Raw genomic sequence first — 23,540 nt, 5'->3', positions numbered from 1 at the left:
AAATGGAATACTACTGTAACTGAGACAGCCCTGTCACTCTACGTGCTTGTTCTAAAACAGCTTCTTTGGATTTAGCGCTATCCAGCCTAACCCAGTGAATCTCGCCCAGGTCGTAACTTTGCTGCATCCGCACCACCTTAGAGTCTGCATCTGATGCGTCGCCGTGTCGCGCATCAACACGGTTGATAAGCGTCTCAACGTCAGCCTCCAGCCAGATCCCCTGAAATTCTGCACCTGTCTTTACGGCAAGTTGCTCAACCGAGTCTCTTTCTGCCGGCTTGCTATAAACCCCATCGATAATGACGGAGTGCCCGGCTGCCAGCACCACTTCAGCCCGATCCAGCAACTCAGCGTAGACCTTGGCTGAAAACTCTGGCGTGTACGTTTCCTTGCCAGCGGTTTCGACCTCACCGAGATCCAGCATCTCCTTACGCAAAACATCTGTGCGCAGATGTATGGCCCCTGGCATGCGTCCCAGTAAAGGTGCTAGTCCTTGAGCGAGTGTGGTTTTACCAGTGCCGGAAAGGCCACCAATCACACAAAGCACGGGCGGAGTTGGCTCAAGTGCTCTCCGGCAAACCTTAAAATACTCTTGTGCCTGATACTCGGTCTTCCGCCGTGTTTCACCCTCTTGGTGCAATGACGCCGCTGCCCCGATCTTGGCGCGGATCGCAGCTCGCATCATCAGGTAGAACCTTAATACGCGGAGGTCTTCCAGATGCTTTGGCTGTCGCGCCAACTGGAGATAGGTATTGAGCACCACATTAGCTGCTTCAGGCTCTTTCCGTTCACATAGGTCTAGGAGCAAAAAAGCGAGATCATAAAGAACATCTCCCGTCGCGATTGCATCATCAAACTCAACCGCATCAAACAGAAGCGGTTTCCCGTCATGCATCACTATATTGGCAAGGTGAGCATCGCCATGATTTAGACGCACGAGCCCCAACTCGCCGCGGTCCCGGATCATGCCCTCGATATGCTCGTGCTCTTTGCGGGCGGCTTCGTCCAGCGCCAACACTTGGTCACTGGGAAAGAACTGCGGGAACTCCTGAAATGCCTCAAGGTTTTGGTTGGTGTAATTGAGCAGATCATCTATCCACGGCTGGGCTTCCCGCTGTGTTGTCCGGCTATGGGCGTCTACCATCAGTTTCGCTAAGTCTACCGCCAGCTCTCTGCTGATACCCTTTTCCTCAGCAACTCTGTCCAGCCCGAGGTGCTCGTTAAAGCGGTTCATATGGACCACCCATTCAACGACAGCGCCATGACCGGCGAGCTCCAAAGAGCCATCCCGCTCCAACGTGATGGGCAGGGTGCTGCGGTAAATCTGCGGGGCATACTGACTGTTGAGCTTGATCTCGGCTTCACAAGCCGTTTTCCGCTTTTCTAGCGTGGAATAGTCAAGGAATGGAAACTTCACATCCCGCTTCATCTTGTAGGCATCATTTCCAACCAGAAAGGCAATATTCGCATGTGTGTCGATGCGCTTGACCTCTTGCCCCCGGTGCGCCTCCGGAGAGGTGAAAAAGCTGATGATGTCGCTTTGGGTCAGAGTATCCACGTCAAAACTGGCGGCGGTCATGGGTCCATCCATCGAAACTACGCAAAAGCAGAAATACCTGGAGATGTTGTGCACCTTCAAGCTGCAATTGCCAATCTATCAATCGGGCTTAGGACTTATTCTAGGGCGAGAGACTTTGCCTTGCAGTGAAAAACAAGGGTAACTCAACAAACTACTCAATCTGTCATGCAGGCTTCATCATTCACACTGTGTTTTGCCCAGTTCATTCCATTTAGGAATAATAAAGAGAAATACTGCAGATTTTCACGAGAGCATAATCCGCGTATCTTCGCCTCAATCGAATTAAGACTGGAGTGAGGGATGAGCCAGACAATGCGGACCGGTGGTCAGTTAATCGTGGATGCGCTGGAAGATCAGGGCGCCGAACGTGTCTTCTGTGTGCCGGGTGAGAGCTATCTTGCTGTTCTGGACGCACTTTATGATGCTTCCGTTCCAATCACCCTGTGCCGTCAGGAAGGCGGCGCGGCCATGATGGCAGAAGCTTGGGGTAAAATGACCGGCAGGCCGGGCATCTGCATGGTGACACGCGGTCCGGGCGCAACCAACGCATCTGCCGGCGTGCACATTGCGCAGCAGGATTCCACACCGATGATCCTGTTTGTTGGCCAGATTGCCCGCGATATGCGCGAGCGTGATGCCTTTCAGGAAGTCAACTACCGTCAGATGTTTGGCAGCATCGCCAAATGGGTGGCTGAGATTGATCAGGCTGACCGCATCCCGGAAATGGTCTCTCGCGCTTACCATGTCGCAACATCAGGCCGTCCCGGTCCTGTCGTTTTGGCCCTGCCAGAAGATATGCTGATCGAGCTGGCAGAAGCGCAACGTGTTCCGGCTATGCGCCCAATTGAAACTCATCCGTCCAATCATCAGATGGAAGAGTTCCAAGAGCTGCTGGAAGGTGCAGAACGCCCATTCTTCATTCTGGGTGGTTCCCGCTGGTCAGAAGAGACCTGCGACACCTTTAAGGCGTTTGCTGAAAAGACTGGTTTGCCAGTTGGCGTGTCGTTCCGTCGCCAAATGCTGTTTGACAACGTCCATGCTTGCTACGCTGGTGATGTTGGCATTGGCATCAACCCGAAACTCAAAGCACATATTGAGAACTCGGACCTTATTGTCCTGCTCGGCGATATTCTCTCCGAGATGCCAAGCCAGTCTTATTCCATGCTGAACATTCCAGTACCGGCACAAAAGGTCGTTCACATCCATCCGGGAGCAGAGGAACTTGGGCGCATGTACCTGCCAACGCTGGGCATCAACGCCAGCCCTGTTGGTTTCTGCAAAGCTCTGGCAGAGTTAGACATAAAGCAGCAAACTGGCTGGAAAGCCCAGGTTGAAGAAGCGCATGCTGATTATCTGGCATGGTCAGGCGCTCGCCCAATTGTGACGGGTGATCTACAAATGGCTGAAGTGATGAAGTGGATTGAGAACAACCTCGACGACACCACCATCTTCACTAATGGCGCAGGCAACTACGCCACATGGGTGCACCGCTTCCATCGCTTCCGCAAATACAACACGCAGCTGGCCCCAACCTCCGGCTCCATGGGCTACGGCCTGCCAGCCGCTGTTGCAGCAAAGCTGAAATTCCCAGAGCGTGATGTGGTTTGTTTTGCGGGTGACGGATGTCTGCAGATGACCATTCAGGAGCTGGGCACTGCAGCTCAGGATGGTGCGAACATCATTGTGGTCGTTGTCGACAACGGCATCTACGGCACAATCCGCATGCATCAGGAACGTGAGTATCCAGGGCGCATCAGCGCAACCACGTTGCACAATCCAAACTTCGCTGATGTTGCAAAAGCCTATGGCTTCCACTCAAGCACAGTGAAAACGGCTGATGAGTTCGGTCCCGCCTTTGACGCCGCAAAAGCAAGCGGCAAGCCAGCTCTGTTGCATCTGCATCTGGACCCAGAGGCGATTACGCCAATCCGTTCGCTGTCACAGATCCGCGAAGCCTCTATGGCGACGAGTTAAGCGAAATATTGCGGAGGCGATGGCTTAGCTCATCGTCTCCCGATCAAGGGTTGTGACGTCCAGAACAACATCAGCAAGCGCATCGTCATCAGGAGAGCGCTTTACGCGGAACCCGAGGCTGCGGCACATATCCAGCATGGTGGTGTTCTCGCGCAAAACCTCACCTTTGACGGTCTGGATGCCGTCCACCTTCGCATAACGGATAATCAACTTCATCAGAACCCAACCAAGACCCATGCCTTTAAGGTTGGACTGAACCATCACCGCATACTCACCCTCGGTGTGGTCCGGATTTGCATGCAGTCGAACCACTCCCAGAATATCGCCTGTTTCAGGATCAATAGCCGAAAATGCCATGGCCCGCGCGTAGTCCAGCTGCACGAGCCGAGCTAGAAACGTATGCGAAAACTCTTTGACGGGAGCAAAGAACCTTAGCCGCAAGTCTTCAACCGAAACCTTCTCAAAAAAGTTTTTCAACTTGCCTTGGTCTTCAGGTCGGATTGGTCGGATCAGGATCGTCTTGCCGTCCTTCAGCTTATGTGTGTGTTCCCATTCAACAGGGTAGGGCACGATAGACAGGCGAGACGCGCCTTGCCGTCCAGGTCGTTTATCTGGAGCACTGATTGCGACACGCGCATCAAGCACCACGATGCCATTTTCATCGACCACTACTGGATTCAGATCCAGCTCTCGCACTTCCGGGAAGTCAACGGCAATCTGTGAGAGCTTCACCAGCAGATGCTCGACCTCTGCAACATTGGCAGATGGACGATTACGGAACCCCTTCAACAGCTTGGCTGTGCTGGTGCGGGAGATCATCGCCTTGGCGAGGTTAAGATCAATCGGCACCAGATCAATCGCCCGGTCACCAACCACCTCAACGGATGTACCGCCTTTGCCAAACACGACCACAGGTCCAAACACCGGATCATCTGCAAGGCCAGCATAGGTTTCTAATCCAAACCTGCGTGTCACCATTGGCTGGATTTCAACACCGGTAATGTCAGCGTGCGGGTAGGAGTGTTTCACATTGCCAAGGATCTTCTCAAAAGTTGCTTTCACACCTGCAACACTGTCAACGCCAAGATGCACGCCGCCAACATCAGACTTGAAGGTCAAATCAGGGCTGCTGACTTTAAGAACAAGCTGATCGTGTTTGTCGAACAAAACCTCAGCAACCTTGGCAGCTTCCTCAAGGGTTTTGACCAGATGCAATTCGACTTGATTGACTGAATAGGCTCGCAGAAGTTCCCGCGTCTGCAACGGTGTAAGCCACTTCTGCCCGTTCTCCAGCGCAACGCGGATCGTCTCTTTCGCCAGCCGCAAGTTCGGCTTATAATCGCTAGGCAAACTGTCCGGCACAGCGGAAAGGTGATCCTTCGCTTCCTTGTATCGAACCAGGTGCATAAAGGAGCGGATTGCGCCAGACGGGCTTGGATAACAAGGCACACGTGCTTCATCCAGAACCTGTCGCGGAATATTGGCACCACCAGCCAGCGTAGTCACAAAAGCCTGATGCTTGCCAAGGCGTTTGCGGTCTTCCTGACCGGCCTCAGCAAAGGCTTTTGCAACCTGAGAGAAATCTTCAAAAGCTGTTGGTGCAGCAATGGCCAGCACACCGTCGGAATTCGGGTCTCTCAATAAAGCGCTGATGCCTTCTTTGAACTCCTCAGGACTCGCAGCTTCAGACAAGACCAATGGATTGTCCGCCCGCGCATCAGTCCGGGTCAAAGAGCAAAGCTTCTCTTTGGTTTCCTCACTGATAGGAGCCAGCTTGCCACCAACCTTCGCAAGGCGGTCAGCAGCCAGCGTTGCCAGACTACGACCATTCGCGATGATAGAAAGACGCCGCCCCGCTGATGGAGCAACGCGGGTGACAGTCTCTGCGGCTTCAAACATCTCATCAAGGTCGTAAACACGAAGCACGCCAGCACGCTGCAAAGCGGCATCATAAACAGAATCGCGCGTTGCCAGACGGCTGGAGTGGGCGGTGCCTGAAATATGTTGGTCACGGCTCGCACCACTGCGAATAACGATCACGGGCTTTGAGCGTGCCGCTGCCCGTGCAGCTGACATAAACTTGCGCGGGTTTGCAATGGTCTCAAGGTGCACAAGGATCGCTTTGGTCCGATAATCCTGCGCATACCAGTCCAGCAGATCAGAAACATCAACATCCAAGCGGCGACCAAGAGAAACAACGCCGGAGAATCCGATGGAGTTGGCTTTGGCCCAGGACAATGTGGTGTTGAAGATGGTGCCGGAGCGGGAAATAAGCGCCAGTTCCCCTTTCAAAGCTTGCTCACTTGTCAGGAGCGTAGAGAGCTTGGAATGTGGGGAAGCGATCCCGAGACTACCCGGGCCGAGAATTCGAATATTGTACGGATGTGCTGCTTTCAACAGCGCATCAAGGTGTTCATCCCGCCAGCTGTCAAAGCCGCTTGCGGGAGTAACCACTGCGCGTGTGCCTTGCTCGCCGAGAAGCCTGATGTCATCTGCTGCTGTAGTATGGTCTCCCAGCAAAATGGCAAGATCTGCTTTGCCATCCACCTCTGGAATTGAAGCGATACTCCTAAATCCATCTGCTGAAGTTCCGGGCAAGTTAATAAACGCTTTAGGGCCAGAAAACCCGCAACCGACAAGGCTGTCGATGAGACGCTGCAGGACCACCTCCTGCTTGCTGTTTGGGCCAACAATGGCAATGGAGCGTGGAGAGGTCAAACCCTCTAGATTGCAGATCGTCATAGCGCATTTCCCGTCAAACTCTGTTGAGTTTTAGGTGCTGTTACTAAGGTATTCAATTCAGACCAATGCCCCTCACAATGGAGCTGAAGGGCGTTCGATCTTCAAAATAGAAGAGAGGTGCGACAGCAAAGCGACACCTCTCTCCCTTTCAAAATGGGCAAGGATCGGGAGACAAAATGGGACGTCCCCCGACTAAATTAGTGAGCCATCAGAACTGGAATAGTCATGGAATGCAGAATGTCGCGGGTCGCTCCACCTACGAGATATTCACGCATGCGGCTATGACCGTAACCACCCATAACAAGCAGGTCTGTTCCATTTTCTGAGACATAGTTGAGAAGCGCATCGCCAACACCAATTGGTGGGTTGTTGATCACATCAACGTTGATCTCCAGGTCGTGGCGGGCAAGGTACGTTGCAATGTCGGAACCTGGCTCACCTTCAAGAGGCAGACCTTTGTTCACGATCACGATTGTAACATGCTCTGCCATTTCCAGAATTGGAAGCGCTGCATGCACTGCACGTGCTGCTGTCGCGCTGCCATCCCAAGCCAAAACAACTTTCTTCGGCTTAAAATCACCTTTGGAGATGAATGGAACGATCAGCGTAGGTACGCCAGATTCGAACAGCAGACCTTCGATCAGCATTTCGCGCATTGGCTCAGGTGCTTCAGGGTTGTCCTGACCAATCACAACCATGTCGCTCAAGCGGCAGTGACCCATGATGGATTCAAGGCTGCCACCGGTGACGATCTCTTCCACACGAGTTTCAGTGGAGATACCAGCGAGTTCTGCATAGCCTTTGAATTTCTCAGTAGAAGTCTTGGCAGCATCGATGGCCTGATTTTTAGCAACCTGCAAATAATCGGTTGGCATTGGTGCAGCCAGAAAACCGGGCACGATTGGCTCGAATGCCAGCGCAAGCCCCGTCGCATGTGCACCTGCCTGACGGGCAAATTCAACAGCAACCTTAGATGCTGTTTGATCGCCGTTCAGGTCTGTAATGGTGAGAATGTCCTTGATTGCCATAAGCCTTGTCTCCTTGCCCTCTATTTCTTAGCGGTACGGGAGGTTGTCCCTCGCCTGAAATATTAGGTCAGCATTGCAATAGCTGCTTTGATCCTTGTCAACCTTAATCATTGGGATAAGGTTTTGAAAAATAATGCAGTTTCACTATTATTATAAGTTAGGGAGTGTAAGGTAGCCCAGTTTCGACCCAAATAGGTATACTTAAAGTCTTTATACTTTAGGCAAAGAAGAACTCATTGGCTGAATAAAAGCAGAGTTTTTATACACTTGCACCCTGCAAATATATTTTAAACGAATGAACCTAGGGGCATGTGAATAGTCATTAAATCTTCGAATTACTAAGGTTTATTACTGAGAAAATTGTGATATTTCTATATCTGACGAAATTCAGGGAGGGGCTGGATTTGCGCCTATTGCAAGGACGGCCAATTTATTTTCGGGAGTTTATAAATGAAAAATCTTAAGGTTGCGACAGCTGCGCTCGCAGCAACAATGGGCTCCGCATTTGTGGGCGAAGCTCTGGCTGCAGATGTGACCTGGAATGTCTCGTTGTGGGGCAAACGACGCGCATTTACCGAGCACGTTGAAAAGCTATCGAAAGAAGTGGCAGTACGCACAAACGGTAAATTCGAAATCAAGCTGCATTACGGTGGAGCGCTCTCCAAATCTCGCGAAAACCTTGACGGTATCTCCATCGGTGCGTTCGAGATGGCGCAGTTCTGCGCATCTTACCATGCAGACAAAAACCCGACATTGACCACCACCGATCTGCCATTCCTCGGCGTGCCGGATCTCGAAACTCAGGTAAAGGTAGATTTTGCGCTCTACAATCACCCTGCAGTTCAAAAAGATCTTGGTCGTTGGAATGCAAAGCTGTTGATGCCATCTCCAATGCCGCAGTACAACCTGCTGGGTAAAGGCGATGCACCTGCAAAGCTGGCTGACTTTGAAGGCATGCGTGTGCGTGCTCTTGGTGGCGTTGGTAATGCGATGAAGACCATTGGCGCTGTTCCAACAACCGTGACAGCTTCTGAGGCGTATCAGGCGATTGATTCTGGCACCGTGCAGGCAGTTGCTTTTGCGCCTCATGCACACCTGTCATTCAAAACAGTTGAAGCTGGCAGCTGGTGGACCAACAACCTGAACCCAGGCACCGTGAGTTGTCCGGTTGTCGTCAGCACAGATGCCTACGACATGCTGTCACCTGAATTCCAAAAGGCACTGGATGAAAGCGTAGCTCCTGCAGTTCAGCACTACCTGGACACCTACGCAAAGGTCTACGACAAGTTCTATCCAGCTCTGGAAGCAAACGGTGTGAAGCAAATCTCCTTTACCGAAGAAGAGCTTGAAGGTTTCAAGGCTGTTGCCGGTAAGCCTATCTGGGACAAGTGGGTTGAAGACATGTCTGCAAAGGGTCTTCCAGCAGCAGAACTGCTCACGCTCGTACAAAACACAATTGCAGGTAAGTAAATTCCTATCAAAAGGCGCACTTTGTTTGGTGCGCCTTTTTTAATCCGATGGGGCTGCTCATCGGAGGTTTATTTAAGAGCCTGCTCGAATGTACTCGCTCAGAGCAGGGCACAACATTTCTCTTAAAATCGGGCTGATAACATGTCCAAATCAAACGGCCCCGCATATCCCAAGTCGGATATGGCCTATCTCCGCTTTAACGGCGTGTTGGGGAAAATCGAAAACCTGTTCAACCTTATTGCAGCAACATCCATCCTCGTCTTGATGTTGCTGGCTGTCGTTCAGGTCGCTGGACGCAACTTGTTCAACCAGCCCGTACCCGGTTTTATTGATATTACAGAGCAAGCCATGGCCGTGTTTGCGTTCATGGGCATCGCTTATTGTCAGCGTGTTGGCGGCCATATCCGTATGGAGTTGGTAATCGGCGTCTTCAGAGGTCGTACTCAGTGGATTGCAGAGTTCCTCGGTGTGCTGGCAATCCTCCTCGTTGTATCGGTGTTGATGTATGGCTCCTTCCTGCACTTTGATCGTGCATGGACCTTTGGGGACAGCACGATGGATATTTCCATCCCGACCTGGCCATCCAAGTTTATTGTTCCACTTGCATTGTCTTTGTTGTGGCTTCGCCTGGTTCTTCAGCTGTTTGGCTACTCCCGCCTGATCATCAATCCGTCAGCCTCAGTTTTGGATTTACCGCACGTGATGGATGCTGCTCAGCATGCAAAAGCTGAGATTGAGGAGACATTCCATTCCGCCGATAACGGAGAAGAAGGGCCTGAAATGAGAACACCTGCCCATGGAGGTGCATCATGACCCCGTTTGATATCGGTCTCATCATGACCGGGATGCTCTTGCTTCTTGTCATCATTGGTGTTCGCGTTGCCTTTGCGGCAGCGTTCGTTGGCATTATGGGCATGGTCGCGATCTTTTCCATGCGCCTCGGGTTTGAACGCGGTGTCATGACTGCTGCAAAAATGGCTGGCACGATCCCGCATTCTAAATCTGTAACCTATGCACTGTCCGTTTTGCCCACCTTCATCCTGATCGGCTTTCTGGCCTATTACGCTGGCCTGACAAAGCAGCTGTTTGAAGCCTCAAAACGCTGGCTAGGTTGGCTTCCAGGTGGCTTGGCAATCGGCACCGTTTTCGCCACAGCAGGTTTTGCAGCTGTATCAGGTGCATCGACAGCAACCTCTGCCGTGTTCGCCCGTGTCGCGATCCCGGAAATGTTGGAAGCAGGCTATTCCAAACGCCTGTCTGCCGCAGTGGTTGCGGCTGGTGGAACACTGGCCTCGCTTATCCCACCAAGTGCGATCCTCGTGATCTACGCCATTTTGGTGGAAGAGAGCGTTGGTAAACTCCTCATGGCAGGTTTCTTGCCCGGTGTTGTTTCCGTTCTCATCTATGCAGCCATCATTTACGTCATCGCTGCATGGCAGGGCGGAGCACCTGCAATTGGCGGCTACAGCTGGAAAGAGCGCTTTGAATCTGTACCCGGCACGTTCCCTATCATTGGCGTGATACTGATCATCTTCAGCAGCCTCTATTTCGGCTTTGCAACACCAACAGAAGCGGGTGCGTGTGGCGCGTTCGTGGTGCTATTGGCTGCGTTTTACAAAGGCATGCGTACCAAGCAGCTTTTCCTGGCTCTTCACGAAACGGCGAAGCTGACTGTGATGATCTTCACCCTCATCTGGGGTGTACTCGTCTATGTACGTTTCCTCGGTTTTGCAGGCCTTCCGGACGCATTCCGCGAGTTTATCGTCGCACTCGATTATCCACCAATGATGATCATTGTTTGCATTCTGCTTGGGTATGCTGTGCTTGGCATGTTCATGGATGCAATCGGTATGCTGGTTTTGACACTTCCAGTGGTCTTCCCGGCGATCATGGCACTGAATGGTGGTCTCGATGTCAGCGCGGCAGAAAGCACACTCGGCATGTCCGGTGCAGCATGTGCAATCTGGTTCGGCATCATCGTTGTGAAGATGGCCGAGCTCTGCCTGATTACACCGCCCATTGGCTTGAACTGCTTCGTGGTCTCCGGTGTGCGTCCAGACATCCCGGTTCAGGAAGTCTTCCGCGGTGCGACACCGTTCTTTGTAGCGGATGTGGTGACCGTAGCTGTCTTGGTGGCCTTCCCGGCAATCATCACCTTCTTGCCATCCTTGATGTAACATAGATGATCAATTGAGATAATGTGAAACCCCGGTCAGTGGACCGGGGTTTTTTGTTGCGCCATACTCTGTGGTTTCCAACAAAGAGCATTGCCATGAAAATCAAAAAATTATCCAATCAACATCAAGAGGTAGTTTGGTCGTTCTTGATGAAACACGTCTACAGCTCAATGTTCCTGCTCAACAACATCGAAAAAGCAGGTCTTGAGTACACGAGTGAGCTCTACTCGGGAGAATATTGGGGCGCTTACGATGAAGCTGATGAGTTAAAGGGTGTTTTGGCACAGTTCTGGAACGGTAACTTGATGTCTCAGGCACCTGACTTGAACGCTCTGGAAACTCTCACCACGCACTTCCGTGAAGTTGCTAATCGCCCGGTTGCCGGAATGGTTGGTGATGGCGAGCAAGCCAGTTTTGTGTTGAACAAACTGAACTTTCCCGCAAATGCCTACAATACCAACCGCAGCGAAGGCCTCTATCAACTGGCCTTGGAAGACCTGCAACTCTCTGAGAAAGCAACTAGCGATCAGTTCAGTCTGATCCCAACGTCAGAAGCTGATACGTTATTACTGTTCGATTGGCTAAAAGCGTATGAGTTGGAAGCCTTTGACGGTGAAGCCAGCGAAGAGCATGACAAACACATCACAAACCGCGTAATGGAAATGCAAAAAAGCGGCAATGCATGGGTCTTGCTGGATAGAGAGCAACCTGTTGCGCTGAGTGGGTTTAATGCAACCCTCGCAGAAATCGTACAAGTTGGCCCTGTCTGGACACCACCTGAGCATCGCAACAATGGATATGCCAGAGCCACCGTTGCACTCACACTGGATCTTGTGAAGCAACAAGGCGTACGGAGATCGGTTTTGTTCACCGATAATCCAGCGGCAGCAAAAGCTTATGAGGCTATCGGTTTCAAGCAAAACGGAAGCTTCCATCTTGCCTTGCTTAAGGAGCCTGTTGAATTATCGAGTGTCTCCGCCTGATCTGCTTTTATCTCGCTTGGGCCACACTCTCTTGGATAGTGATTACTACCGAGGTTCGATAGCATCCAGAAACCCATCTCCTTTGCAAAGCAGCAGCGTGAGCCAGTCCACGCAATCGGAGAGATTAAGCACTCCGATCGTAGCAATGCCTGGTGAAGGAGGTGGTAGATGGATGAAGCTTGAACTTAAGTTCAAAATAGAAAAAGCACGGAACAGACTGGTACTCTGGTTCCGTGCAATTCTAAAATAAGCCATCGTGAAAGGGGGCAGTAGCTCCCTTTCTCTTCCTCAATATAGTCCTGATCTCTTAATCACGCAATAATGAGGATATAGAGGGAATTCCTCCGTAATCACTTCTAAAACAAGCTGCCTTGTGCGTCTGGATCAACCACATTTTTCTTCTTTCTCGGAGAAGGCTTAGCCTGCTTTGCTTTTGTCTGAGCCACATGCTCTTCCAAGTTCTTTGGAGGAGAAGTCGGCTCCGCAGTAGCCTCAACGACAGGTTTTGACACTTGCCTTACTGCTCGTGGCGGTGTTGGTGTTACACCACCTCCATCAGCCACAGCACCAACAGTACCACCCTTCATCTCCAGCTTCAGGGCTTGCCCTGCCTGAACATCCTGCGCGCTAGCCAGTGGAACACCAGCCTCATCACGCACAACCGCGTACCCGCGCTCGATCACCCGCTCATAGCTTAGCGATCCTAAAAGTCCGGCAGAGTTGGTGAGACGTAAACGCTGTCGTTGTACCTGGTTAGAAAACGCTGCAACAGCTCGACCTTTCAGTACCTGAAGGCGTTCTCGTCCTTGCGCAACCTGACGCTCAAGCGTGATTGGGCGCAATCCAGAAGAAACTGCTGTCAGAGAGTTACGGTGGATTTGCGTGTTCATCTTAAGGCCGTGTTCTAGACGGCCCGCCACCATATCAAAGCGCTGGCGTGGAAGAGCAAGAAGGTCTCGTGGGGCTGGAAGCGCGGCACTTGCTGCCCGCAGTTCTGTCCGGCGTGTTTGGATCAAGCGCAACAGGCCCGTTGAGAGACGACGAGATAAATCGTCCACCTGGGCGGTCATCTCAGCCTTTACCGGAACTGCAAACTCAGCCGCACCAGTTGGTGTTGGTGCACGCACATCGGCGGCCAAATCAATCAGTGTCCAGTCTGTCTCGTGGCCAACAGCTGAAATCAGTGGGATTTGAGAGTCTGCCGCCGCACGAACCACAGCTTCATCATTAAAGCCCCAGAGGTCTTCAATCGAGCCACCACCACGCGCAACGATCAGAACATCAGGGCGTGGGATCGCTCCGTTGACCTCAAGTGCGTTAAAACCGCGAATACCAGCTGCAACTTCGGAGCCGCAACTCTCACCCTGAACGCGAACAGGCCAAACCAAAACATGCAAAGGAAAGCGGTCACTGATGCGGTGCAGGATGTCGCGAATAACCGCGCCAGTTGGGGACGTAACAACCCCAATCACGCGTGGCATACGTGGTAAGGCAACCTTGCGCTCTTCTGCAAACAAACCTTCTGCAGCCAGTTTGCGCTTGCGTTCTTCCAATAGAGCCATCAGCGCTCCAGCGCCTGCTGGCTCAAGGCTATCAATCACCATCTGGTACTTGGATTGCCCGGGAAAGGTGGTGATTTTACCCGTTGCAATGACTTCAAGACCTTGCTCTGGCTGAACTTTGAGCCGTGAAGCATTACCACGCCAGATAATGCCGGAAAGCACGGACTTATCGTCTTTTACATCCAGATAGATATGCCCTGAAGCTGGTTTGCTCACACGACCCAACTCGCCCCGCACACGGATATAACCAAACTTGTCCTCAAGCTCGCGTTTGATATCACCGGAAATCTCGGAGACGGTATATTCAGCAATGTTGGAGCGTTCAGACAATGTCAGACTTCTTTCATATGCGGCAAAAAGTAAACCATTCTCTCTTAGTGTAGCCCGTGACAATTGCAAAGGGGAACCGTGAGAAGCGCTTCCACCTGTGGAGACATTGAGTTCTCACCAGCAAATCTTTAAGCGCAAAGTGGTATCTGCCGTGTGCTTGGCATATGGTGCCCCCATGTCCCGCTATGAGTTTCGCATGCAACGCTTATTTGTCGATCAAGATCTCCGCGCAGGCCTTCAATTGGAGGCAGACCGCGCACAGGCCAACTACCTTCTGAATGTCCTTCGCATGAAGGAGGGAGGCGATGTGCTCGTCTTCAACGGCAAGCATGGAGAGTGGCGGGCTCAGATACTGCCGACGGGGCGTAAGTCCTGTCACCTGATTGTGACTGAGCAGTTGCGTGAGCAGACACCGATGCCAGACTTGGACTATCTGTTTGCACCGTTGAAACTGGCGCGTCTGGATTACATGGTTCAAAAGGCCGTGGAGATGGGAGCAGGGCGCTTACGCCCGGTGCTCACCCAGTTCACCCAAAACCCAAAAGTGAAGCTGGAGCGCATGGAATCCAATGCGCTTGAAGCCTGTGAACAGTGCGGCGTGCTTTCAATCCCCTCCGTAATGGAGCCGCAGCAACTTAAGAAACTTCTTTCTACGTGGGAGCAAGAGGAAGGTGATCGTCAGATTATCTTCTGTGACGAAGGCCATGGGACGCACAATCCGTTGGATGCACTGAAAGATGTTCCTAAAGGACCTCTGGCCGTATTAATTGGCCCGGAAGGCGGTTTCTCCGAGGAAGAGCGAGCGCTTTTGCATAGCAAACCATTTGTACATGCTATCCCGCTTGGCCCACGGATTTTAAGAGCAGACACAGCTGCCGTCGCGGCTTTGGCCGTTGTTCAGGCAAAATTGGGAGATTGGTTCTAAGGTACCTCCAAATGGAGGCCTGAATGGACCTGAATAACAAGACTGCTGACGCTGAAAAGCAGCCCCAAAAAGAGAGCTCAAAAAAGAAAGACCGCAAGAGATGGCGCCTGTCCATCTCCGCCGTCTTCAGCATTGGTGCGGCGATGCTGCTGGCCTTAATTGGCGGTTCCATGCTCCTTTATGTATCTGATGCCACAAACCGTCAGACAACCGTCATTATGCGCGAAACCGGGGCTCTCATTGTCGAACGTGGTCTTGAGGTTGTTGAAGATTTCTTCCGCAACGAAGAGCGGATGGGGCTGTTGGCGGCCGAAGTCCTGTCAGATCCACTGATCTACAACGCGCCTGTAGCTTTACGTGAGCAGTTGATTTCCATCCTATCACGCCAGACCAATATTAAGCGGATTTCCTACACTTTCCCGACAGGGCGGCGGATCTCGGTTCAGTTAGATCACGCGAGCCAGCCGGTTCAGCAGATGGTGGTCATGCCTCCTAATGAACAGGATATGGAAGTCGGCGATCATCGCTGGGCTCCGCCGTATTATGATGAGGGCATAGGCGAAACGTTTATGCAGTTTGCCGTCTACATCAGAAATCCGGTCGACAATACAATCTCTAAACTCACGTTGGATTATCCAATATCTCTACTCGGTCAACTGATGGCTCGCATTAAGTGGCGGGCTTCTCAGATTCCGTTTATCCTTTATGGGCGAGATCAAGTGCTGGCGAGCTCAGAGCAAGCGTTTCTGAGCTTCAAGCCGAGTAAGGCAAAGCCGATCCCATTAATCTCAGATCTGCAGGACACACCTCTGAGCAATATCTGGTCCGAAAATGCCAACCGCAGGTCTCTCAACACCAATTATAAAGCCCACATCGACACAACCACCCATGGCACCTATCTGTATCTTTATGACGATTTGAGAAACGGAAATCGCTTCCCCATAATCATCGGAAGCTATGTATTAGCGTCTGAGTTCAGTGTTCCCTTCGAGAACCTGCACAAGATCTTTGTTGCAGCCACGGCTTTTCTGGCTGTCGGTGTGCTTCTTATGTTTTTGATTGGCCGAAGACTTGCAGGACCGTTTGTGGCTCTCGGAACCCAAGCAAATGCTATCCGTAAACTTAATATGGAAGGGTTGAGTGCGCTGCCAAGATCGCGGCTTAAAGAGGTAGATCAAGCCAACCAGGCCTTCAACTCAGCAGGCGTGGCTCTGAGTGCATTCTCCAGATATGTGCCTAAGGACCTTGTCAGAGTGTTGCTGGAACGAGAATTTGAAGGTCTCAACAGCACGGAGCTTCGCGAGATGACAATCCTGTTCTCTGATATCGCAGGGTTCACTGGTGTCGCCTCAAAGCTGACAGCAGAAGAGACCACGTCCTTACTCAACACGCATTTTCAGGAGCTTGCCGATTGCATAAGCCACACCCATGGAACCATCGACAAATATATTGGTGATGGTTGTATGGCGTTTTGGGGAGCTCCGGAAACCATGGAAAACCACGCGCAAGCAGCTATTGATGCAGTACATCTCATTGCGCAAAGGCTGGAGACAGAGCTTAAAAACGAGGAGGGCGCGACTGAAAAGCCACGATTGCGTATAGGAGTTCACACAGGAACTGTTGTTGTCGGCAACATCGGAGCTATTGAGCGGATGAACTATACTGTCGTTGGGGATGCAGTGAATGTGGCTGCACGTCTACAGGAGCTTGGCAAAACGGTGGATCCTGATGCCAGAGTGATTGCCCTTGCCAGCAACGCGACGGTGGACCATCTCAGAGATAAATCTCATACGAAACATTTGGGAGATTATCAGTTGCGTGGGCGTGACGAGGCCGTTGATGTCTACCGGATTGTTTAGAGTGGACATCACTATTGAACCCAATTCAATCAAATTTCGTCTCTTAGACATAATATTTGCAGAATACTACATCCAAAATTAGGGAACTGACGTTACGTCTGATGAGTGATTAAATAGCCGAGAGAAGCTTACGAGGGGAAAACCTCATGTTACGACATCCCAATAACAATATGTTTTCCCTTATGGAAATGCTCAGCCAAAACTATGCAAAAGCCTATAAGGACTACTGTGAGACTAGCCACGGTTTTATGCCCTTCATGCAGAAAGAGGAAACGCCCTCTGGAAAGTCGGGTGCAAAATCTGCAGGTGTTCCTGAGTTCCCATACATGAATTGGGCTGATCCGTCTAAATGGCAAGGTATGACCGGATTGCCACAGCAGGCTATGCTCTCTCAAGTCATGAGCATGTTCAGTGGTGATAAAAACATCAGCGCAGCCATGCAGCGTCACCTCAGTCGCAAAGATGCCATGAATGTTGAAAGTTGGATGGAGCTAATGCCCATTTTACTGATGCTTTCCTATGGCAACATGATGAAGAATTATCTGGCAGGACCTCAGCGCACTATGATGGAGGCCTACTTGCAAGGCTTCGCAAAAGGATGTCCAGAGTTACATCAGGACACGGATGCTGCGCGTAACCCAATCTTGGATGCACGGGAAGCTTTCTGGTCGCAGATGATGCCATTAGAAAATCCGATGCTTGAATTCTGGAGAAATGCTCTGCAAGGCACGAGCTCAACTTCTGATGAGCACAATGAGTCACCAAAAGAATCTACAACGCAAAACACACAAGCCAAGAAGCCATCGTCTCCGGGGAACGGATCAGGCCGTAAGGCGCATCAATCCACTGCGAAGGAATCGGGTGTGCCATCCTTGTCTGGAGGTTTGGCAGCAATGCAACAAGCTCAGGGCGAGGCTTGGCAGCAATATTGCGACGTTTTTTGGCCAACTCGATCTCATAGGTAACAATATTTCACATATACCTGAGGATAACTTTTTGTGATGAAGATCACTAATTGAGGAAGTTGTTTACTGCAATTTCCTCCGTTTCCGTTCAGACCGAGAGTTCAGAACTAGCCTGATCGTCCAAGCTAATGCAAACCGACATGAATTAATCTAGCATAACTCTCTATCTCAGAGAGAATTACTAGGTGTTTTTTATATCGTAACTCCAAGTCGATTGATCTCTTTCGGATTTTATTTTGACTATTGGATTCTTTCGAGAGTCTAACCCAGAATAAGAGCAAGTTTGATTATATGAAATATTGTGATGAATCGTCTTAAGCTCCCTAAAAGAGGGAAACGACTGCGATAATAAAGTATTATATTCCAACTCTCGGTTTTCTTTCCACCAGTTTGCTGTATATTCATATCAAATTGTTATGGATTGGGGACATGACAGCACTATTAGACTTAGATTCTCTGCGAACTCTGGTAATGATTGCGGATACTGGGAGCTTCACAAGAGCAGCAGAAGAACTTGATAAAACGCAATCAGCGATTTCCATGCAAATGCGTCGCATGGAAGATAAGCTTGAGCGCACGGTCTTCCGGAGAGAAGGGCGGCACTCGAAACTGACAGAGGATGGTGAGCTACTGTTGCGCCATGCCCGTCAGATGCTGCGTTTGAATGACGAGACATTAGCTATGTTCTCGGAGCGCGAAGTGACCGGTAAGGTTCGTCTTGGTCTTGCGGAAGGCATTGACGAAACCAGAACCGCAAAGATTATCTTCGAGTTCTCTAAGAACAATCCAAAAGCTGAAGCATCCATCGTCTGCGCACCGGCAGCAGATCTTCGTAAGGCTTTGGGAGAAGGCAAACTGGATCTTGCCATCATCGGCAGCCTTGCAGATGAAGCTGAAGCTGGTGAGGGGAGTGTTCTTTCCAGCGAGCGCCTCGTCTGGGCAGCTGGCAGCAATTTCAAACTTGCCAGTGAAAGAGAATTGCCACTGGCTGTTGGTTTGGAGCAGTGTCGCATCCGAAAAGCTGCTGTTGAAGCGCTTGAGGATGATGAACGCGCATTCCGTATCCAATACAGTTCAAGCAATCCAGGTCTTGTTGAAATGACAGCAGCAAGCGGTATGGCGATCACAATTCAGCCGCGCTCATCTCTTGTTGCATCGGATGCTGGGCTGCTGGAACTTGAAGGCCTGCCGCAGCTACCAAACTACGTGGTCAAGCTGGTTCGCGGTAAGGAAAGCCATTTCAAAGCAGCAAACGCTTTGAGTGATTATCTGGCGAAGTCCTTTGAGAAAACCGCAGTCTCTGCCTGAGTGGTTTGCAAAGAATAAGTCCGAGTTATCGGAAAAGAAAAAGGGCCTGCGCAATGCAGGCCCTTTTCATGTGTGGGTGATGAATTTTTGGCGGTTCAATTAGGGGTAGAGCCGCCAATTGAGGCTCCCACAAAATTATGCGCGTTGGCGGCGCTTTTCCATTTCGGCGCAGCGGCGTTCACTGGCGCGAATACGCAAATGCCAGCTTGGGTCTTTACCATCACCAGCAGAAAGCGCGCTGAAAACGTCATCGCGGGTAATGCCGATGTCGTCCAGCATACGGTCTTCCAAGCGTGCAAGCTCAACCATTGCGCGACGATCCTGGTAGTGTTTCCAGAGCTTTAGAGGCAAAGCTGTCAGCAGGTGCAAAGTGTGAGCCAGCGTCAGTGGTTCAAAGGTGCCTGCATTAGCGCGATTTGGGTTGCGATATTCAGAAGGGGTAGGGAATGCAAGCGTCATGGTATCACTCTCCCGTTTGGATAAGCTGCTCTGGCCATCCATTGGAACTGGTATAAGGGGTTATAAAAAGAGGGAACGGTGTCGTTCGATGCGTCAAATATCACCGAAAAGTTGTAGACAAACAAGAGAATGTTTTCGATTGAAATCCATTCAAGATCGTGATTGATTGATCATCGTCAAATGGGAGGGAGCCCATGCCTTATTCGATCGATGTTGATCAATTGAGAACATTTCTGGCCGTTGCAGAATTGGGAAGTTTTACCAAGGCTGGCGATGCCGTACATAAAACTCAGTCCGCTGTTTCCATGCAAATGAAGAAGCTTGAGGAGCGTATCGGACAACCAATATTTGTGAAAGACGGACGTAACTCTAGGATAACAGAACACGGAAGACGTCTTGTTGAATATGCGCGGCGCATGGTTGCTTTAAATGATGAAACGCTCTCTGCGTTTCATGAACCTGAGATCGCCGGACGAATCCGGTTAGGTTTACCTGATGACTACGCAGAACGACTTTTGCCACAAGTACTTGCAGCATTTAATCGGCTGAACCCTTGCATCAATTTGGATGTGGAATGTTCCAGCTCTAACGAAATTGGGCGACGAATCCAAAAGGGTGACCTGGATGTGGGAATCGTCACAAGCGGTGACTGTACCAGTGTGCCGGGACAGATTGTGCGCCGTGAGCCTCTACAATGGATTGGCTCTCGTGAGCATATCGTTCATGACCAGCGCCCATTGCGCCTTGCGGTTGGTCCAACAACTTGTTCATGGAGACAAGCAGGGGTTGCTGCGCTTGATCATCTGAATGTTCAGCATCAGGTGGTTTATACGAGCGCCAGCGCCGCAGCTCTTGCTGGTGCCGTGAATGCCGGATTGGCCATCGCGATCCTGCCAGCCAGTGCGTTGCGTCAGGGACAGCGTATTCTTGGAGAAAAAGAAGGCCTGCCGCCACTGCCACCTTGCGATATCACTATCATCAGATCTCAAATGGCAATTGAGCCAGTTCATGATGCGCTTTGCCATCACATCGTAGCGTCCATTGGCAACGTCACGATGGAGTATAACGGAATGGAAACAGAAGCCGCTGAATAAGCGACTTCTCTACTGAAGAGCTTTAAGTCCGGTGGTTCAACACCCCGGGCTTATTTTTTGGCAGAACGGCTGAGCACGATCCAGTTCCCACCCAGCGCAAACATCAAGCCAAGAATGGATGTTGCAGTCCAGGTGTAACCTTCCATCGCGGTGGAAACGCCAAGCGCCACAATCGGGAACATCACTGTCGCATAGCCTGCGCGTGCAGAACCGATCCGGCCCAGCAATGTCAGATAAGCCCCAAAGGCAACGATGGAGCCGATGACCACCATATAAAGGAAGCTCCAGATAAACTCCGGCGTAAACGGAACCTCAAAGCTCGCACCTTGTAACAGCCCGTTCACACCAAGAAGAACAGTGCCGTACACCATCCCCCATGCACTGGCTGAGATAACCGAGATCTGTTTGGCAGTCGCACGTGCAGAGACGATGTTGCCAAAACAGAAGCTCAAAGTCCCCAGAGCACACAGACCAAGCCCGCCCAACGCTGCGATATTCCAGGTACTGCCTGCAATCTCTTGATAAAACATCAGACAGATACCAGAGAAACCAAGAACAGCCCCAACCACAAGCGCACGGCTTACTTTCTGTTTGAATAAAACGAAGCCAAGGACGATGTTGAACACGGATGCAAGCGAAAACACCACCGACAGCAAACCTGATGGTAGCTCTCGTGAGCCATGATAAAACAAAAGGAAGTTGGTTGAAAACAGCAGCAGACCAAGCCCCGCAAAGCTCAGATGAGCCCGCAGCGGAAAGGCCATCTTATGGCCACAAAAAATGGCCCAGCCCCACATTAAGACTGTTGCAAACAGAAACCGCCAGAAAAGTGCAATCTCAGGAGTAATGACCGCCTGCAACTTCAAGGCGTACCAGCTGAAGCCCCACGCAAATACGGTTGTGCCATAAAGGGCGAGATCGAACATACTAAGTGCTTGAGGCTTTTGAGAAATAGCAATGCCTGCATCAACGTCGCTAGCACTTGTCATGAAATATTCCTGCCAATTCAAAGTGTTCCAAGCAACTTCCTGCATGAAATCGCGAGATGAAACAAATGAATAAACGTCATCTATTCATTTGAAAAACGAATGCTTTAGAGGTCTATAGGTCAGTATTAGAGATTAAAGATGCCCCATTTCGGGCTGTAGCCATCTCTCAGGATCGCAATGATCTGTGGCGGCGTAATAAGAGTAACGTCCTCGGGCAACTCCCGGGCAGCCGCCGTGTATCCCTCAAAACTCCAGCTCCACCATTTACGGTTCCTCAGAGCATAAAACTTGTCGCCACAATGAACCACAGTACCTTCCGGCCAATTCTCGTGCGGATTGATCTGCGGAAGGGAAGCCGGTGATTTCTTGTGGCCGCACCGTTGCGAATGCAAAACCAGATCCATTTCGTCAGAGCTTGGCGGCACCTCTAATCCTTCGCAGCACTTCCAATGCTCTGCAAAGCGCCGTGCATCCTCCTTGCGGCAAAAGAAACAAGGCCGATGGCCTGCGGCCAGCGCAGTCACCTCGTCAAAGAAGAAGAGTTCCGTATAAAACTTGCCCCAGACATCACGGTGCCAGTCTTTATAGGTGGTAGAGCAACACAGCCACCTGCGAGAGGCATGCGTTCGGCCAGTCAGCCTCTGCGTTTCTGGATCATGAATACGGCCACCACGATTGCCCATGAACATGCCACGGGCAGGGACAGCACACAGCTCACCATTGGGAGCAACACGGTTTTGCAAAGGCATAACAACAAGCTCATGTAAATAGAGAGCAGCTTTTGGCACACGAAAGAGCACAGCGCTGCAATAAGGAAAGATGACTGGAGCTAGGTTATCTGCTCAGTAGGAAGATGCCAAGAGCGGGGATCAAAAAGAAAATACCGACCACATAACTGGCGGCAACTACAAACCGACGGGCACCCAAGTCACCAACAAACTCGGCAAGGCGTACGGGCAAATAGCGCGTGAATGGCAAACTGTAGATCAACACAACACCCAGTACGTTATAGACCAGATGAACAATCGCGATCTCAAACGCCAGCTCTCGCTGACCAGTCACAGCAAATGCAGCCAGAATTGCTGTTAAACAAGTGCCAATATTTGCGCCAAGTGTGAACGGATAAACCTGCTTTGTTGTCAGAACACCAGAACCCGCCAGCGGCACAATAAGACTGGTTGTTGCTGAAGATGACTGCAGCAGCAAGGTCGCGATCAGCCCTGTGAAAATGCCGGAGGACGGAGCGACAGACGTCATCGTCTCAGCCAGACGACGTGCATGTCCGGCAAGCAATAGCTTGAGCAGCTGGCTCACAAACGTGATGCTGATAACAATCATCACAAAACCAATTGCCGCAATCACGAGGCCGTTCCACGGTTGCGCCAGCCCATAGGCTAGCTCACGGATTTCTCCAATGACGGGCTCGGTTAAGTAATTGACGAAGTTGAAGTTTGCGGTGATCAGATTGTCGGCAGGATCGAGCGCCGTAAAGAATTCACCAACAGCCATAGCGATCTTCTGCAAAAAGCCAAAGGCCAACTCCAGCGGGAGAAAGATCAGCAGGCAAATCAGGTTGAACGCATCGTGAACCGTCGCCGCACTAAAGGCGCGCCGGAAATCTGCACGATCCCGCGCATAACCAAGGCTCACGAATGTGTTTGTGAGTGTCGTTCCAAAGTTGGCCCCAATCACAATAGGAATAGCAATGGAGATCGGCATTCCTGCTGCAACTAAGCCAACCACAATAGACGTGGTGACAGAAGAACTCTGCACTAAAGATGTGGTGAGAACGCCAACCAGCACGCCTGCAATTGGATTGGTAGCATAGGAAAAAATCTGCTCGGCTGTCTGATGACCAATAGCAACAAAGCCCGCTTCAATAAGGCCTACAGCACAAAGAAGAAAATAGATCAGGAATCCGACAGAGATCCAGTTGAGCAAACTTATGCCCAGTGGCATGTGGTGCTCATCCTCAAGATAGGGCTCGTCGTTGTTCAGGGGATCTTTTTGCACCGACATATCCGTCTATAAAAGTTCACCACGACATTTAGCCGTATCTTCTAACACCAGTAGCACAACCTAGGAAATCACCAGGG

General features: G+C 51.0%; 18 protein-coding genes. 10 read left to right on the top strand and 8 right to left on the bottom strand.

Annotation, left to right across the window (positions count from 1 at the left end; translation table 11 throughout):
• Positions 1-10: 10 nt before the first annotated feature.
• Positions 11-1,579, bottom strand: coding sequence for a bifunctional aminoglycoside phosphotransferase/ATP-binding protein (locus PPL9_RS16790; protein ID WP_208980510.1), 1,569 nt, complete (start codon positions 1,577-1,579; stop codon positions 11-13).
• A gap of 300 nt (positions 1,580-1,879) precedes the next feature.
• Here PPL9_RS16790 and PPL9_RS16785 point away from each other — a divergent pair, with 300 nt between their 5' ends.
• Positions 1,880-3,553: a thiamine pyrophosphate-binding protein gene (locus tag PPL9_RS16785; protein ID WP_057463778.1), complete on the top strand. Its 1,674-nt coding sequence runs from the start codon at positions 1,880-1,882 to the stop codon at positions 3,551-3,553.
• Between the two features lie 24 nt (positions 3,554-3,577).
• Here the strand turns inward: PPL9_RS16785 and PPL9_RS16780 are convergent, their stop codons facing one another.
• Both PPL9_RS16780 and PPL9_RS16775 read right to left on the bottom strand, forming a co-directional pair.
• Positions 3,578-6,295 carry a bifunctional acetate--CoA ligase family protein/GNAT family N-acetyltransferase gene (locus PPL9_RS16780; RefSeq protein WP_057463777.1) on the bottom strand — a complete coding sequence of 906 codons (2,718 nt, stop codon included), beginning with the start codon at positions 6,293-6,295 and terminating at the stop codon, positions 3,578-3,580.
• A 197-nt stretch (positions 6,296-6,492) separates the two neighbouring features.
• Complete coding sequence (locus PPL9_RS16775; protein WP_057463776.1) at positions 6,493-7,323, bottom strand: universal stress protein; 831 nt, start codon at positions 7,321-7,323, stop codon at positions 6,493-6,495.
• Positions 7,324-7,773: 450 nt separating this feature from the next.
• Here PPL9_RS16775 and PPL9_RS16770 point away from each other — a divergent pair, with 450 nt between their 5' ends.
• From PPL9_RS16770 to PPL9_RS16755, 4 genes are all read left to right on the top strand, one after another.
• Entirely contained in the window at positions 7,774-8,793 is a 1,020-nt protein-coding gene (locus PPL9_RS16770) for a C4-dicarboxylate TRAP transporter substrate-binding protein (RefSeq protein ID WP_057463775.1), read from the top strand.
• Between the two features lie 141 nt (positions 8,794-8,934).
• Complete coding sequence (locus PPL9_RS16765; protein WP_057463774.1) at positions 8,935-9,606, top strand: TRAP transporter small permease; 672 nt, start codon at positions 8,935-8,937, stop codon at positions 9,604-9,606.
• A complete protein-coding gene (locus PPL9_RS16760; RefSeq protein WP_057463773.1) occupies positions 9,603-10,970 on the top strand; it encodes a TRAP transporter large permease in 1,368 nt (455 codons plus the stop codon). Before PPL9_RS16765 ends, PPL9_RS16760 begins: the two co-directional genes overlap by 4 nt.
• Before the next feature lie 95 nt (positions 10,971-11,065).
• On the top strand, positions 11,066-11,953 hold the full coding sequence (locus PPL9_RS16755; protein ID WP_057463852.1) for a GNAT family N-acetyltransferase: 888 nt from the start codon (positions 11,066-11,068) through the stop codon (positions 11,951-11,953).
• A gap of 356 nt (positions 11,954-12,309) precedes the next feature.
• Here PPL9_RS16755 and xseA read toward each other — a convergent pair whose 3' ends face one another.
• Positions 12,310-13,845 (bottom strand): exodeoxyribonuclease VII large subunit, encoded by a 1,536-nt coding sequence (xseA, locus tag PPL9_RS16750; RefSeq protein WP_057463772.1) that lies wholly within the window; start codon positions 13,843-13,845, stop codon positions 12,310-12,312.
• 196 nt (positions 13,846-14,041) lie between these two features.
• Here xseA and PPL9_RS16745 point away from each other — a divergent pair, with 196 nt between their 5' ends.
• The 4 genes from PPL9_RS16745 to PPL9_RS16730 all read left to right on the top strand — a co-directional run bounded on the left by PPL9_RS16745 (position 14,042) and on the right by PPL9_RS16730 (position 18,902).
• Positions 14,042-14,770, top strand: coding sequence for a 16S rRNA (uracil(1498)-N(3))-methyltransferase (locus PPL9_RS16745; protein WP_082596932.1), 729 nt, complete (start codon positions 14,042-14,044; stop codon positions 14,768-14,770).
• Between the two features lie 23 nt (positions 14,771-14,793).
• The gene (locus PPL9_RS16740; protein WP_057463771.1) at positions 14,794-16,629 is read left to right on the top strand and encodes an adenylate/guanylate cyclase domain-containing protein; all 1,836 of its coding nucleotides are present in this window, start codon (positions 14,794-14,796) and stop codon (positions 16,627-16,629) included.
• A 146-nt stretch (positions 16,630-16,775) separates the two neighbouring features.
• On the top strand, positions 16,776-17,594 hold the full coding sequence (locus PPL9_RS16735; protein ID WP_208989431.1) for a hypothetical protein: 819 nt from the start codon (positions 16,776-16,778) through the stop codon (positions 17,592-17,594).
• Positions 17,595-18,023: 429 nt separating this feature from the next.
• The gene (locus PPL9_RS16730; protein WP_057463769.1) at positions 18,024-18,902 is read left to right on the top strand and encodes a LysR family transcriptional regulator; all 879 of its coding nucleotides are present in this window, start codon (positions 18,024-18,026) and stop codon (positions 18,900-18,902) included.
• Between the two features lie 135 nt (positions 18,903-19,037).
• Here PPL9_RS16730 and PPL9_RS16725 read toward each other — a convergent pair whose 3' ends face one another.
• On the bottom strand, positions 19,038-19,361 hold the full coding sequence (locus PPL9_RS16725) for a DUF1127 domain-containing protein (RefSeq protein ID WP_057463768.1): 324 nt from the start codon (positions 19,359-19,361) through the stop codon (positions 19,038-19,040).
• Positions 19,362-19,555: 194 nt separating this feature from the next.
• On the opposite strand from PPL9_RS16725, the gene PPL9_RS16720 reads away from it, so the two are divergent.
• Complete coding sequence (locus tag PPL9_RS16720) at positions 19,556-20,455, top strand: LysR substrate-binding domain-containing protein (protein ID WP_057463767.1); 900 nt, start codon at positions 19,556-19,558, stop codon at positions 20,453-20,455.
• 50 nt (positions 20,456-20,505) lie between these two features.
• Here the strand turns inward: PPL9_RS16720 and PPL9_RS16715 are convergent, their stop codons facing one another.
• The 3 genes from PPL9_RS16715 to PPL9_RS16705 form a co-directional block, all read right to left on the bottom strand.
• Positions 20,506-21,444 (bottom strand): EamA family transporter, encoded by a 939-nt coding sequence (locus PPL9_RS16715; RefSeq protein ID WP_057463766.1) that lies wholly within the window; start codon positions 21,442-21,444, stop codon positions 20,506-20,508.
• Positions 21,445-21,569: 125 nt separating this feature from the next.
• Positions 21,570-22,193 (bottom strand): hypothetical protein, encoded by a 624-nt coding sequence (locus PPL9_RS16710; protein ID WP_057463850.1) that lies wholly within the window; start codon positions 22,191-22,193, stop codon positions 21,570-21,572.
• An 85-nt stretch (positions 22,194-22,278) separates the two neighbouring features.
• Positions 22,279-23,463, bottom strand: a complete 1,185-nt coding sequence (locus PPL9_RS16705) for a Na/Pi symporter (protein WP_057463765.1) — start codon at positions 23,461-23,463, stop codon at positions 22,279-22,281.
• Between the last annotated feature and the right edge of the window lie 77 nt (positions 23,464-23,540).

This window comes from Pseudovibrio sp. POLY-S9, assembly GCF_001431305.1.
GTDB lineage: Bacteria > Pseudomonadota > Alphaproteobacteria > Rhizobiales > Stappiaceae > Pseudovibrio.
Note: the sequence above shows the minus strand (reverse complement) of the source record. Positions and strands in the feature narration are given on the sequence as shown.